Source organism: Limnohabitans sp. G3-2 (assembly GCF_002778275.1).
Classification (GTDB): Bacteria; Pseudomonadota; Gammaproteobacteria; order Burkholderiales; family Burkholderiaceae_C; genus Limnohabitans_A.
The window spans coordinates 247,988-261,660 of record NZ_NESG01000003.1 but is presented as its reverse complement, the minus strand read 5'-3'; the positions used below and the strand labels follow the sequence as shown (position 1 = coordinate 261,660).

The 13,673-nt window shown below is 59.8% G+C and carries 12 protein-coding genes; 3 read left to right on the top strand and 9 right to left on the bottom strand.

Features of this window, described 5'->3' with window-relative positions:
• Nucleotide 1 precedes the first annotated feature (1 nt).
• Nucleotides 2-907 (top strand): 50S ribosomal protein L11 methyltransferase, encoded by a 906-nt coding sequence (prmA, locus tag B9Z31_RS05720; protein ID WP_100118590.1) that lies wholly within the window; start codon nt 2-4, stop codon nt 905-907.
• Nucleotides 908-942: 35 nt separating this feature from the next.
• Nucleotides 943-1,827, top strand: a complete 885-nt coding sequence (locus B9Z31_RS05715; protein WP_100118589.1) for a zinc-ribbon and DUF3426 domain-containing protein — start codon at nt 943-945, stop codon at nt 1,825-1,827.
• A 105-nt stretch (nt 1,828-1,932) separates the two neighbouring features.
• On the opposite strand, the gene B9Z31_RS05710 is transcribed toward B9Z31_RS05715, so the two are convergent.
• The 6 genes from B9Z31_RS05710 to B9Z31_RS05685 all read right to left on the bottom strand — a co-directional run bounded on the left by B9Z31_RS05710 (nt 1,933) and on the right by B9Z31_RS05685 (nt 8,868).
• Nucleotides 1,933-2,448 (bottom strand): histone H1-like repetitive region-containing protein, encoded by a 516-nt coding sequence (locus tag B9Z31_RS05710; RefSeq protein WP_100118762.1) that lies wholly within the window; start codon nt 2,446-2,448, stop codon nt 1,933-1,935.
• 192 nt (nt 2,449-2,640) lie between these two features.
• Nucleotides 2,641-3,768 carry a ribonucleotide-diphosphate reductase subunit beta gene (locus B9Z31_RS05705; protein WP_100118588.1) on the bottom strand — a complete coding sequence of 376 codons (1,128 nt, stop codon included), beginning with the start codon at nt 3,766-3,768 and terminating at the stop codon, nt 2,641-2,643.
• Between the two features lie 141 nt (nt 3,769-3,909).
• The gene (locus B9Z31_RS05700) at nt 3,910-6,819 is read right to left on the bottom strand and encodes a ribonucleoside-diphosphate reductase subunit alpha (RefSeq protein ID WP_100118761.1); all 2,910 of its coding nucleotides are present in this window, start codon (nt 6,817-6,819) and stop codon (nt 3,910-3,912) included.
• Nucleotides 6,820-7,233: 414 nt separating this feature from the next.
• A complete protein-coding gene (gene ampD / locus B9Z31_RS05695) occupies nt 7,234-7,815 on the bottom strand; it encodes a 1,6-anhydro-N-acetylmuramyl-L-alanine amidase AmpD (protein WP_100118587.1) in 582 nt (193 codons plus the stop codon).
• A 16-nt stretch (nt 7,816-7,831) separates the two neighbouring features.
• Complete coding sequence (locus B9Z31_RS05690; RefSeq protein WP_100118586.1) at nt 7,832-8,068, bottom strand: PP0621 family protein; 237 nt, start codon at nt 8,066-8,068, stop codon at nt 7,832-7,834.
• Nucleotides 8,065-8,868, bottom strand: a complete 804-nt coding sequence (locus B9Z31_RS05685; protein ID WP_100118585.1) for an inner membrane protein YpjD — start codon at nt 8,866-8,868, stop codon at nt 8,065-8,067. The genes B9Z31_RS05690 and B9Z31_RS05685 overlap by 4 nt, the downstream gene beginning before the upstream one ends.
• 78 nt (nt 8,869-8,946) lie before the next feature.
• On the opposite strand from B9Z31_RS05685, the gene ffh reads away from it, so the two are divergent.
• Nucleotides 8,947-10,332, top strand: a complete 1,386-nt coding sequence (gene ffh, locus B9Z31_RS05680; RefSeq protein WP_100118584.1) for a signal recognition particle protein — start codon at nt 8,947-8,949, stop codon at nt 10,330-10,332.
• Nucleotide 10,333: 1 nt separating this feature from the next.
• Here the strand turns inward: ffh and B9Z31_RS05675 are convergent, their stop codons facing one another.
• Genes B9Z31_RS05675 through B9Z31_RS05665 form a run of 3 tightly spaced genes read right to left on the bottom strand, consistent with a single transcriptional unit; the run spans nt 10,334 to nt 13,574 of the window.
• Complete coding sequence (locus tag B9Z31_RS05675; protein WP_100118583.1) at nt 10,334-10,663, bottom strand: 2Fe-2S iron-sulfur cluster-binding protein; 330 nt, start codon at nt 10,661-10,663, stop codon at nt 10,334-10,336.
• Between the two features lie 41 nt (nt 10,664-10,704).
• Nucleotides 10,705-12,186 (bottom strand): glutamine synthetase family protein, encoded by a 1,482-nt coding sequence (locus B9Z31_RS05670; protein ID WP_100118582.1) that lies wholly within the window; start codon nt 12,184-12,186, stop codon nt 10,705-10,707.
• Nucleotides 12,183-13,574 carry a Rieske 2Fe-2S domain-containing protein gene (locus B9Z31_RS05665; RefSeq protein ID WP_100118760.1) on the bottom strand — a complete coding sequence of 464 codons (1,392 nt, stop codon included), beginning with the start codon at nt 13,572-13,574 and terminating at the stop codon, nt 12,183-12,185. The genes B9Z31_RS05670 and B9Z31_RS05665 overlap by 4 nt, the downstream gene beginning before the upstream one ends.
• Nucleotides 13,575-13,673: the final 99 nt, after the last annotated feature.

Below are 13,673 nucleotides of genomic sequence, written 5' to 3'. Positions count from 1 at the left end.
TATGTTTGAACTGAGCTTGCTGTGCCCCGAAGACCGGGTGGATCTCCTGAGCGATGCGCTCGATGCCTTGGACGCCTTGAGCGTTTCGGTCGAAGATGCCGACGCCCAGACGCCTGCCGAGCAAGCCTTGTTCGGCGAGCCCGGCATGCCGCCACCCAAAGACGGTTGGCAGCGTTCTCGCATGGTGGCGCTGTTCGCGCAAGAGTCGCAAGCCCAGGAGGCGGTGGCCTTGCTGCAGGCTCAGGACTTCTTTGACGATTGCCACATGCTGGGCGTTGTGGCAGTGGCTGACCAAGATTGGGTGCGTTTGACGCAGTCACAGTTTGCGCCTGTGGAGATCACCTCTGATTTCTGGATTGTGCCCACTTGGCATGAGCCACCAGCGCAGGCGCGGCAAATCATCCGTCTCGATCCGGGATTGGCTTTTGGTACGGGCACACACCCCACCACCCGCATGTGTTTGCGCTGGATTGCGCAGCACGGCGTCCAAAACCAGCGCGTGCTCGACTATGGCTGTGGCTCGGGTATTTTGGCCATCGGAGCGGCCAAATATGGTGCCCATCAAATTGATGCGGTGGACATTGACGACGCGGCCGTGACATCCACTGAGCTGAACGCGCAGGCCAACCATGTGCAGTTGCAAGCCGGTTTGCCCGACAAGGCACAAGGCCATTACCAAACGGTTTTGGCCAATATATTGGCCACGCCCCTGAAGGTCTTGGCGCCATTGCTTTGCGCCCATGTGGCACCCCAGGGGTCGTTGGTGTTGGCCGGCATTTTGGAGCGGCAAGCTGACGAGCTCAAAGCGGCCTACGCACCGTGGATCGCCCTGGAAGTGGCCGACAGCGAAGATGGCTGGATACTGATGACGGCCACTTCGTCGGCCTCTGCCCCAGTTTCGCCCTGAGCCTTGGTGCGTCCTGTCATGCGGTTCACAGTGCCATGAGCTGGTTCACCCGCTGCCCCGCTTGCGGTGTGACCTACGCGGTGGTCCCAGACCAGTTGAAAGTGGCCCAAGGCTGGTTGCGTTGCGGGCAATGCCAGCAAGCCTTTGACAGCACAGGCATGGTCCTGCCCTGGCCTGTGGACGTCGAGGCCCCCCAGCCTTCTTTGCCGACCGAAGCGCCATCGGCGCGCTTGGACCTGAACGATTTTCTCCAACACGAAGACAAGTCTGCCTTGCAGACGCCTGTGGCGGCTTTTGAAGAAGCCCTGTCTACCTTCAAACCCCAGCCTTTGCCGACCACCGCGACCGCGCCATCGTCCGCAGTTTGGGCGGTGCCTTTGGGCGACTTGCTGGCACCCAACACGGCGCCCAACACGGCGCCCAACATGGCGCCTGAGGAGGAGCCTGCCGTGCTCACCCCCAAAGCATCGTCTTGGTGGTCAACGCTGCTGGCTTGGGGGCTGTTGCTGGCACTGCTGCTTCAATGGGGGATCGCCGGACGAGACAAGTGGGTGGCGGCAGAGCCCTCATTCGCCCCGCCTTTGCAAGCGGCCTGTCGCCTCTTGGGCTGCGAGATGGTGCCACCCGCGGTGCGTGATGGCGTGGTGATTGAGAACTCCAGCATGGCGCCGCGCGATGGGGGCCTGGCTTTGCTTTGGTCGGTACGCAACGTGACCCGGCAGACTTTGGAAATGCCTGCATTGGAGCTGACTTGGCTGGATGCACAAGACAAGGTCCTGCTGCGCAGGGTTTTTCGGCCAACTGAGCAAGATGCGCCCGCTGCCTTGACGCCTGGGCAAATCTGGCAGGGCCAGCTTCAGCTGCTGCCGGCCGAAGGCTTGCAACCCATGGGTTACCGCTTGGTGAATTTTTACCCCTGATCCCCCAAGTCATCCACCATCAGCTGCGTTGACGGGTGGCCGTAAAAAAGCCCAACACTGTTGCCAGTGTTGGGCTTTGCGCTACGTGCGTCGAACGATGTTGACTCAGGGCTTGGCGGCCGAAGGAAACGGCCACGCAGCTTGAGGATTCAGCGTTGTTTGTGCAGCGGGGGCAGCGGGTGCTTTGGATGCCTTCTTTGCAGCAGGCTTTTTAGCAGCCTTTTTCACAGCAGGCTTTTTGGCTGCTGGTTTTTTGGCGGCTGTTTTCTTAGCGGCGGCCTTTTTGGCTGGAGCGGCTTTTTTAGCTGCTGGCTTTTTGGCTGCTGCGGCTTTAGGCGCTGCTTTTTTAGCTGGAGCGGCTTTTTTGGCTGCTGGCTTTTTGGCGGCTAAGGCTTTAGGAGCTGCTTTTTTAGCTGGAGCGGCTTTTTTGGCTGCTGGCTTTTTGGCGGCTACTTTTTTAGCTGCTGGCTTTTTGGCAGCAACAGCTTTTTTGGCTGGAGCGGCTTTTTTAGCAGCGGGCTTCTTGGCTGCGGCTACTTTTTTAGCAGCAGGTTTCTTGGCCGCGACGGCCTTCTTTGCGGGAGCAGCTTTTTTTGCCGCTACTTTTTTTGCAGTTGCCATGATTTTCTCCTTGATCAAGTTGAGAACTCAACGGAAAGGGAACGCTTGGTGCTTGTTGGATTGCACAAAGCGATCCATGGTGCTGAGGAATCCCTCAACACCATGAACGCAGAAAAGCCATACCTTCCATGGCCCTGAGGCAATGGCAAGTATGGCTTGAAGTGGGGGGACATTGACGGGGTGTTCAGAAGATCAGTCCCAGGACAAAGCCCCGCCGGTTTGGTACTCGATGACCCGGGTTTCAAAGAAGTTGCGTTCTTTTTTCAGGTCGATCATCTCGCTCATCCAGGGGAATGGGTTCTCTTCATTCGGGAAGAGTGCCTCCAAACCGATCTGGGTGGCCCGGCGATTGGCGATGTAGCGCAAATAGCCTTTGAACATGGATGCATTCATGCCCAGCACGCCACGCGGCATGGTGTCTTCGGCATAACGGTATTCCAACTCCACTGCGTGGAGGAAGAGTTCTTTGATTTCTGCTTTGAATTCAGCGGTCCACAACTGGGGGTTTTCATGCTTGATGGTGTTGATCATGTCAATACCGAAGTTGCAGTGCATGGATTCGTCGCGCAGGATGTACTGGTACTGCTCAGCGGCACCCGTCATCTTGTTTTGGCGGCCGAGAGCCAAAATTTGTGTGAACCCCACATAGAAGAACAGGCCTTCCATCAAGCAAGCAAACACGATCAAAGACTTGAGCAGTGTCTGATCGGCTTCGAGCGTGCCGGTCTTGAAGTTGGGCTCCATGATCACGTTGATGAACGGGATCAGGAATTCGTCCTTGTCGCGGATGGATTTGACTTCGTTGTAGGCGTTGAAAATCTCGCTCTCATCCAAGCCCAAGGACTCTGTGATGTATTGGTAAGCGTGGGTATGGATCGCTTCTTCAAAGGCTTGGCGCAGCAAGAACTGGCGGCACTCAGGGGCCGTGATGTGGCGGTAAGTGCCCAAGGTGATGTTGTTGGCCGCCAAAGAGTCGGCCGTGACAAAGAAACCGAGGTTGCGCTTGACCATGCGGCGCTCGTCTTCGGTCAGACCGTTGGGGTCCTTCCACAAGGCGATGTCGCGGTTCATGTTCACTTCTTGCGGCATCCAGTGGTTGGCGCAAGTGGCGAGGTACTTTTCCCAAGCCCATTTGTACTTGAACGGCACCAGTTGGTTGACATCGGTCTGGCCGTTGATGATGCGTTTGTCGGCGGCATTCATGCGGCGGGGAGCGGCGGCAGGAGATGCGGCGGCAGACGCTGCGGGTGCATCAGCGCCGGAGAAAGAAGGCATCACCGATGGTGATGCAGGTTTGACTTGATCGTCCCAGGACAACATAAAAAATTCCAGTTCTCAAATTATGAAAGCAAGCGTGAGAAATTCAAAGAAACGATTCACTATTTCGATGCGAACACACGAGAAGTGTTGTGCGATTGCATCGCACTTGGCTTGTCACAGCAAAGTGCAATGCTTTTCAATTCACTGACAAGCTTCGCAGCCGACATCGTCAATGGCCACAAACTTGACGTCGGTCGCAGGCGACGTGTTCATTGGCGCTTGTGCAGCGGCAGCCGCAGTCTCTGCTGGATTCATGCCCGAGGACGACACCGCATTGTGTGAGCCTGCATTCACCGTGGATTTTTCCACTTGCGTCGCGCTGGATGTGCGCAGGTAGTAAGTGGTTTTGAGGCCACGCAACCAAGCAAGTTTGTAGGTGTCGTCGAGCTTTTTGCCCGATGCGCCAGCCATGTAAATGTTGAGAGACTGGGCTTGGTCAATCCATTTCTGGCGGCGCGCTGCGGCTTCCACCAGCCAAGTGGTTTCCACTTCAAACGCCGTGGCGTACAAGGCCTTGATTTCTTGCGGTACGCGATCGATGGGGCGCAAAGAACCGTCAAAGTGCTTCAGGTCCATGACCATCACGTCATCCCACAGACCCAAGCGCTTGAGGTCACGCACCAGGTAGCCGTTGATCACGGTGAACTCGCCCGACAAGTTGGACTTGACCGACAGGTTGCCAAAGCAAGGCTCGATGGATGCGTCCACGCCAATGATGTTGGAAATCGTGGCGGTTGGCGCAATGGCCACGCAGTTGGAGTTGCGCATGCCGTCTTTGGCAATTTTCTGGCGCAGCGCGTCCCAATCCAAGGTGGACGAGCGGTCCACTTCAACATAACCACCGCGCTCTCGCTCCAGCAGTTTGAGCGTGTCCAAAGGCAAGATGCCTTGGTCCCACAAAGAACCTTTGTAGGTGGCGTATTGACCGCGCTCTTTGGCCAATTCGGTGGAGGCCCAGTAAGCGTAGTAGCAAATGGCTTCCATCGACTGGTCGGCGAATTCAACAGCTGCCTGCGAGGCATAGGGCGTGCGCATCTCGTACAAGGCGTCTTGGAAGCCCATCAGGCCCAAGCCCACAGGACGGTGACGCATGTTGGAGTCGCGGGCCTTCTTGACGGCGTAGTAATTGATGTCGATCACGTTGTCCAGCATGCGCATGGCGATCGTGATGGTCTTTTTCAGCTTGTCGTGGTCCAGCACTTTGCCGTTGGCACTGTCTTTTAAGTGGCGGGACAAGTTGACGGAGCCCAAGTTGCAAACCGCGGTTTCGGTGTCGCTGGTGTTGAGTGTGATCTCGGTGCACAGGTTGGATGAGTGCACCACGCCCACGTGTTGCTGAGGCGAGCGCACGTTGCAAGGGTCTTTGAACGTGATCCAGGGGTGGCCGGTTTCAAACAGCATCGACAGCATCTTGCGCCACAGGTCGGTGGCAGGCACGGTCTTGCTGGGTTTGATCTCGCCGCGCTCGGCTTTTTGCTCGTAAGCCACGTAGGCTTTTTCAAAAGCCAAACCGAAGAGGTCGTGCAAATCGGGCACGTCGGAAGGCGAGAACAGTGTCCAGTTGCCTTTTTCCATCACGCGGCGCATGAACAAGTCTGGAATCCAGTTGGCCGTGTTCATGTCGTGCGTGCGGCGGCGGTCGTCGCCGGTGTTTTTGCGCAGTTCCAGGAATTCTTCGATGTCGAGGTGCCAGGTTTCCAGGTAAGTGCAGACGGCGCCTTTGCGCTTGCCGCCTTGGTTCACAGCCACGGCCGTGTCGTTCACGACTTTGAGGAAAGGCACCACACCTTGAGATTCACCATTGGTGCCCTTGATGTGAGAGCCCATGGCCCGCACGCGCGTCCAGTCGTTGCCCAAGCCGCCAGCAAATTTGGACAGCAAGGCGTTTTCCTTGATGGATTCGTAAATGCCGTCCAAATCGTCGGGCACGGTGGTCAGGTAGCAGCTCGACAGTTGTGAGCGCAAGGTGCCACTGTTGAACAGGGTGGGTGTGGACGACATGAAGTCGAACGACGACAGAATCTCGTAGAACTCGATGGCGCGCGCTTCGCGGTTGATTTCGTTGAGAGACAAGCCCATGGCCACGCGCATGAAGAAAGCCTGGGGCATTTCGATGCGTGTCTTGCGCACGTGAAGGAAGTAGCGGTCGTACAAGGTCTGCAAGCCCAGGTAATCGAACTGCAAATCGCGTTCAGGCTTGAGCGCATTGGCCAATTGTTTCAGGTCAAACTGCAACAATTTTTCATCGAGCAGGTCGTTGTCCACGCCTTTTTTGATGAACTGTGGAAAGTAGTTGACATAAGCCTCGCCCATTTCGCTTTGTGGCACTTCTTGGCCCAAAATTTCCTTGGCGATGGTGTGCATCAGCAAGCGGGCGGTCACATAGGTGTAATCCGGGTCTTTCTCAATCAGGGTGCGTGACGCCAAGATGGACGCTTTGTACACCTCTTCCATCGGCACGCCATCGTACAGATTGCGCATGGTTTCGGCCACGATGGGTTCGGGGCTGACGTCTTTGCCCAAGCCGGCGCAGGCATTGACCATGAGCGATTTGAGGTAGTCGACGTCCAAGGCGACGCGTTGGCCACCATCGATCACATGCAAGCTGGGGGCGCTGGGCTGTGGTGCGGCTTCTTGCTGGTGTTGGGCGCGCTCTTGTGTGCGGCGCTCGCGGTAAAGCACATAAGCCCGAGCGACTTCGTGGTTGCTGCTGCGCATCAGGCCCAGTTCGACCTGGTCTTGCACATCTTCGATGTGGAACGTGCCACCACCTGGGCGTGAACGCACCAAAGCGCGGACCACGTTTTGGGTCAATTCTTCGACCACTTCACGCACACTGGCAGACGCGGCACCTTGTGTGCCATGAACCGCCAAAAAGGCTTTCATCAGGGCCACGGCGATTTTGTTCGGCTCAAACGGCACCACGCCGCCATTGCGGCGAATGATCTGGTAATGGGCCAGCGCTTGCAGGCTGGGCGTGCCGTGGGCAGACGCTTCTGGCTGGCGCATCAAGGCGGGAGAAGACGTGGCGATGTTCAGGTCTGTTTGCATGGTCATTTCTGTGATTTTTTTCGGTTCTGAAGGCTTGGGCGAAGCGCGCAAATCAGCGCTTTGTGCAGTTGTGAAAATTTGTAAGAGACACTATATCTGGTGTCTGACAACTGCACAAGCCACTACAGGTAGTGTACTGGCCAGTTTTGTCTGTTTCTTGCGACGCCCTGGAATTATTCTTGGCGCCGCCGTTGTGGTGCACTTTTTTACTTGCTGAAAAAGTGGCTGGGAAGGCTTGATTTGGTGCGATTTGAACTTGTCATTTCAAGCCAGTAGAGGCCTGCCAAGCACTTTGTTGCAGCGCGCCTTGATGGCAGGCGAAAGTCTGGATGGGGACATGGGCGGATTTCCGGCCGGTGGCAGATAAAAACAGCGGGCGTGGCCCAACGCTATTTTTTTGACAGACGGTCAAATTCAGCGCTCAGGGAAGGCCTGGGCTGGAAAGTCCAGCAACTTTTGAAGGTGTGTCCAATCAAAGCCGGGACCGGGGTCCAGTTTTCTGCCCGGTGCAATGTGCTCATGCCCTGCGACATGCGCGATGGGGTAGTGCTGCGCCAGGTCGCGGCACAACTGGGCCAATGCGTGGTATTGGGCATCTTCGAAGGTCTCGCCCTCCAAGCCTTCCAGTTCGATGCCCACAGAGTTGTCGTTGCAATTGCTTTGGCCTTGGTATTGAGAGGCCCCCGCATGCCAGGCGCGTTCATCACAGCTGACAAATTGCCACAAGGCGCCGTCGCGCCGGATGAAGAAGTGAGAGGACACCTCCAGGCCACGAATGCTTTGAAAGTAAGGGTGGGCATCCCAGTCGAGCCGGTTGGTGAACAGGCGCTGTACCGCATCGCCACCATATTGACCTGGCGGTAGGCTGATCGAATGGACCACGATCAAATCGATGCAAACGCCGCCAGGGCGGGGCCCAAAATTGGGAGACTTCAAGTGCTGAGCTTGTCTGTGCCAGCCTTGGTGCCAAGGCGCAAGAGTGGGCTCGGAAGGCATGTGCCGCGCGCTGGCCTTAGACCGGGTTGCGGTCTTGTGCCGCAGAGCGGTGGTCGGTGCTGCAGTAAAGACCTTGTTGACCCGCGACGGCTTCTTCTTGTGGCAAGTGGATGCCGCAATGGGCGCAAGAGACCATCTCGGATGGCGCAGCCCCTTCCTGTTTGGCTGGCGTTTGAGGGGGCTTGGGCGCCCGACCTCGCTTGACGGCCCAAATGACGAACAACACCAGCAGCAAAATCAGCAAGTATTTCATCCCATGCGCCCCAGCAAAATTTCCATGACAAATCGGGAGCCTGCATAAGACAGCAGCAACAAACTCGCGCCAATGTAAAGCACCCGAACGGCCCGACGACCTCGCCAGCCCCACTGGCTGCGGCCCCATAACAAGACGGCAAAAGTCAGCCAAGACAGCAACGCAAAAATGGTTTTGTGATCCCAGCGCCAGTGGCCTTGGCCTTGACCATACAGCGCATCACCAAACAAAACGCCAGCGACCAAGGTGGCGGTCAACAAAACAAAACCGGCCAGCACGAAGCGGAAGGTGAGGCGTTCGAGCGTCAAGAGGGGCACGCCACTGCTGGCATCGTGGGCTTGCCGGATGTCCCGCTCAGCGCGGGTCATCATCCAGCCGTGAACCACGGCGGCCCCAAACATGCCGTAAGCAGACAAACCCAAAGCCCAATGCAAAGGCAGCCAAGCGGAGGCTTGCGCTGACAGGGGGCTGCCGGGGAAGAACCAAGCCAGCACGACGGCCAGGGCCCCCAGGCTGCCCATGGTCCAGCGGGCTTTGAATTTGGGAAAAAACTGGCTCTCTAATATGTAGGCGCTCACCACCAGCCAAGCGGTCACCGAAATCGCGGGCGCAAAACCAAAGTGCGCAGGGCCAACCCACAAACTCAACAATGCCACGGCATGGGCGGCCCAAGCGATCCCCAGCAGGCGACGTGCATGCGCGTGGGACAGACGCTCACCCGCCAAGGCTGGCAGGCCGTAGGCCAAAGCCGCCAGCACGGTGGCGGGCAGCGTCCAAAATGGGGGACTCGCTAAAATCATGACACCGAGTTTAGCCTTTCAGGCGCTGCCAATGGGGTGGCGCCAACAGGCTGGACCTGAAATATCTGGATTCCCCCCATGGCCTCCGCCCTGACCGACAAACTTTCACGCCTCGTCAAGACCCTCAGCGGGCAGGCCCGCATCACCGAATCGAACGTGGCCGACATGCTGCGCGAGGTGCGCATGGCCTTGCTCGAAGCCGATGTGGCCTTGCCGGTGGTTCGCGACTTCATTGCCCGCGTGAAGGAAAAAGCCCTGGGCCAAGAGGTCATGGGTTCTCTCAAGCCCGGCCAGGCTTTGGTGGGCGTGGTCAACCGCGAGCTGGCCGCCACCATGGGCGAGGGCGTCTCGGACATCAATCTGGCGGCCCAACCCCCGGCCGTGATCTTGATGGCGGGTTTGCAAGGCGCGGGTAAAACCACCACCACGGCCAAGCTGGCCAAGCATCTGATCGACAAGCGCAAGAAAAAAGTGCTCACGGTTTCAGGTGACGTGTACCGCCCCGCCGCCATCGAACAGCTCAAGACGGTGACCGCTCAGGCCGGGGCCGAATGGTTCCCCAGCACGCCCGACCAAAAGCCGATCGACATCGCGCGTGCCGCCATCGACTACGCCCGCAAGCACTTCTTTGATGTGCTGCTGGTCGATACCGCTGGCCGGCTGGCGATTGACGAAGCGCTGATGACCGAGATCAAGGCCTTGCACGCCGAATTGAAGCCGGTTGAAACCTTGTTTGTGGTCGACGCCATGCAGGGCCAAGACGCGGCCAACACGGCGAAGGCTTTCAGTGATGCACTGCCTTTGACCGGTATCGTGTTGACCAAGCTCGATGGCGACTCACGCGGTGGTGCGGCCCTGTCAGTGCGACAGATCACGGGCGTGCCGATCAAGTTTGCGGGCACGAGCGAGAAAATTGACGGCCTTGAAGTGTTCGATGCCGAACGGCACGCGGGCCGTGTGCTGGGCATGGGCGACATCGTGGCCTTGGTCGAGCAGGTCACGGCTGGCGTGGACATGGAGGCTGCACAAAAGCTGGCCGCCAAGGTCAAGAGCGGTGGTGGGTTTGATCTGAATGACTTTTTGGCTCAGATCCAGCAGATGAAACAGATGGGTGGTTTGTCGAGTTTGATGGACAAATTGCCGTCGCAGCTGTCGGCCAAAGCCGGCGCCATGGACATGGACAAGGTCGAAAAAGACATCGGTCGCAAGCAGGGCATCATCCACAGCATGACCCCCAAGGAGCGCAGCAAGCCCGAGTTGATCAAGGCGACCCGCAAGCGCCGCATTGCAGCAGGCGCAGGCGTTCAGGTGCAGGATGTCAACCGCCTGCTCAAGGAGTTTGAGCAAATGCAGGACATGATGAAAAAAATGTCCGGCGGCGGCATGATGAAAATGATGAAACGCATGGGTGCCATGAAAGGCATGATGGGCGGCGGCGGGGGCTTCCCCGGCATGCCGCGCTGATTCAGTACTGGCTGGCGGGCAGCGTGACCTGCAGGCCGTCCAGCTCGGGTGTGAGTTCAATCTGACACGACAAGCGGCTGCCCACCTCGCGCGTTTGGGCGGTGAAGGCCAGCATGCCGTCTTCGTCGGGGCTCACCGGCGGCAACTTGCCCTGCCAGTCGCTGTGCACCACCACATGGCAGGTGGCGCAGGTCAGCAGCCCACCACAATCGGCTTGAATGCCGGGCCAATTCGCATCAACAGCCGCCTGCATCAGGCTTTGGCCGGGCAGGGCTTGCAGGGTGCGCGCCGCTTGTGTGGTGTCGTGGGGGTGCAGGTGGATCGTGATCATGTTCAATGCTTCGCCCTTGGGCGTTCTGATTCAAAAGCGGGTCAAATGCGCCCGAAGTATTCGCGGCGGTGGAATTCCTGGACGTCTTCGGCCTGCACCATGCGCTGGTGCTCGGCCAGTTTGAGGGTGCTGTAGTAGCCGACAAAGGGCTGCCCCAGCGCCTGGCACAAGGCGGCGTCGGATTGCAAGGCCTGCACCGCATCGGCCAGGCTGGTCGGGATGGTGGCCGGGCCTGGCGCGTAAGGGTTTTCGGTGGCGGGGGGCGCTTGCAGCTGCGCGTCCACGCCATCGAGCCCTGCGTGGATTTGCGAGGCCATGTACAGGTAAGGGTTGGCCGCGGGTTCGCCCAGGCGGTTTTCAATGCGGGTGGCGCTGTCGCCGGGTGTGCCGATGACACGCAGCATGGCGCCCCGGTTGTCACGTCCCCACACCATGGACTGAGGCGCCATCGCGTTGGGCCTGAAACGCCCATAGCCATTGCTGGTGCTGGTGCACAAGGCCGTCAAGGCCGGGGCATGCGAGAGCAGACCCGCCAGCCAGGATGCCCCCACGTCGCTGAGCACCTGCCGCGCATCGCGCACACCGCAGCCCGGTGCTGCGGCATCGCGCATGAACACATGGCGTCCCGAGCGCGCTTCGCAGAGGGACTGGTGCAGGTGCCAGCCGCTGGACATGATGTGCTCAAACGGCGGGCGGCACATGAAGGTGGCGTGGTAGCCGGCGCGGCGCAGGGCCTGACGCGTGGCGTTGCGAAACAGCACCATGTTGTCGGCGGCGGTCAGTACATCGCTCACGTCGAACACCGCCTCCACCTGGCTGGGGCCCAGTTCGATTTCGAGGGAAATCAGCGGCAGGCCCAGGGCTTGGGCGGTGCGCTGCACGATGCGCAGCGGCTCTTCGGCCCGGTCAAACCAGCCTTCGGTCAGCAGGTTGTAGCCCGGGTGGATCAGGTTGACCTCCGGCGCAGGGCCGGGCCATGCGGCGCGGTTCGGGTCCAGATCCTGGCCGTGCAGCGGGTCTTTGAGGCGGTAGATGTGGAACTCGATCTCGAGCCCGCAGCGCATTTGCCAGCCGCGCTCGGCCAGTCGCTGCACGGCTTGCTGCAGCACATGGCGCGAATCGAGCGGCACGATGCGGCCATCCGCCAAATAGGGTTGGCACTGCAGCCAGCCGGTTTTTTCGGTCCAAGGCAGCACATGCCAGCTGGCCGGGTCGGGCATGAGCGTGAGGTTGCTGGCCCCGGCAAAGCCGGGCAGGGTCTCTTCGATGCCTGGCTCGAACACCTTGAAGGCGGTACGGTCTGAACTGTCTTTGAGCAGCAAGGTGCTGACCATGCCGATGCCCTGGCTCAAGGCCTGGCGCAGCTGCGAAGACACAATGGTTTTGCCGCGCACCACGCCGTGCAGGTCGCACCATCCCAGGCGGATCAGCTCGATGCCCGAGGCTTGCACCTGCCGGAGCAAGTGCTCGCAAGCGGCTTGCCGTTCGCGGGTTTGCAGGCCGCAGCGTTCAGCGAAACTCATGCCGCACCCGTGTCGGCTGAAGCGGCCACAGGGCCCGGCAGTGCCGCGTCCCACGGTGCGCCGCTGCGCTTGGCATCACACGCCTGGCGCCACCACTGCGGCCACTGTCCGCTGGGGGCGATGCCGTCCACCGTGTCGGGGCCCACGCGCTGGCTGGCCACAGCCGCTTGCGCAAAGCCGGGTGGCGAGCCCCCGGCTTGCACCACCTCGATGGCTTTGAGCAGCATGCGCCGATGGGCCATGATCACCTTGTCGCTGGTGCCCAGGTGCTCGCGGGTGCGGTCCTGGATCGCCCCCATGCTTTCGCAGGCCCACTGGTCGTGCACATTGATGTCGTCCTCGCCCATGCCAAGGTAAGTGCGCGCCACTTGCTCTTCGGGGTTGAAGCCCCAGTGGTTGTGTCGGCCCGCCTTGGGGATGTAGTCCGGCAGGGTGACCGAGGGCAGGCGCTGCTGGCGCATGGCTTCTTTGTCAACCGGGCTGTCAAAGCTGGTGAACACCGAATACCAATAGGTGTGCGTGTCGTCCACCGGCACATGCATCTGCGTGATGGTCATGGTCTCGGACAGCGGAATCACAAAAGTGTGCGGGAACAGCGCGTGGGTCACCCGCACATGGGTCAGCGCCTCGTGGATCGGGCGCAGCGCCGTCAGGCGCATGCCCGCATCGGTGGGCTCAAATGAAATCTCGGGCTGGTCCAGTTCACGCATCACGCGCGTCATGGGCCAACGCTCGCCTTGCACATCGCCCGCGCTCGCGCCCCGGAACTGGCGGCCATAACTGCCTTCGAGCGATTCGTCTTGGAAAAAACGGTGCAAGTACGAAGCGTGCGCCGGGTCAATGCCCACCTCAAAGGCCTGCAGCCAGTTGCAATGCCACAGCCCTTTGAAAGCAAAGGTGTGCGTTGCCGGGGCGCTGAAGGCGTCGATGCCCGGCAAGGGCGGGGGCGTCTGGCCTTCGGGGCCGAACCAGCCAAAAAGGATGCCACTGCGCTCCATGACCGGGTAACTGCGCTGGCGCACCCGCTTGCACAGTGCGCTGCCCGTGGGCTCGGCAGGCGTTTCGATGCATTGGCCCGTCACGTCGAACTTCCAGCCATGAAAGGGGCAGCGCAGGCCATCGCCTTCGTTGCGCCCATAGGCCAGGTCCGCGCCACGGTGCGGGCAGTCGCGATCGAGCAAACCGTACTCGCCCAGCGCGTTGCGAAACAGCACCAGGTCCTGTCCCAGAATGCGCACGGCTTTGACGGGGCGAATCGCCATGCGCGGATCGAGCGCGGGGTTGAACTCGTCCACCAGGGCCACGGGCTGCCAGTAGTGGCGCATGACCGCGCCGCAGGGCGTGCCGGGCCCGATGCGGGTGATCAACTCGTTTTGCTCTGCTTTCATGGGCGCCTCTGTGCCTTGTGTCTGTGGTTGGGCGTCGACCTCGGTGCGGGAGGGATGCCCAGTCTCTGGAGGGCAGTTTATACGGCCGCCGTGGGTGCT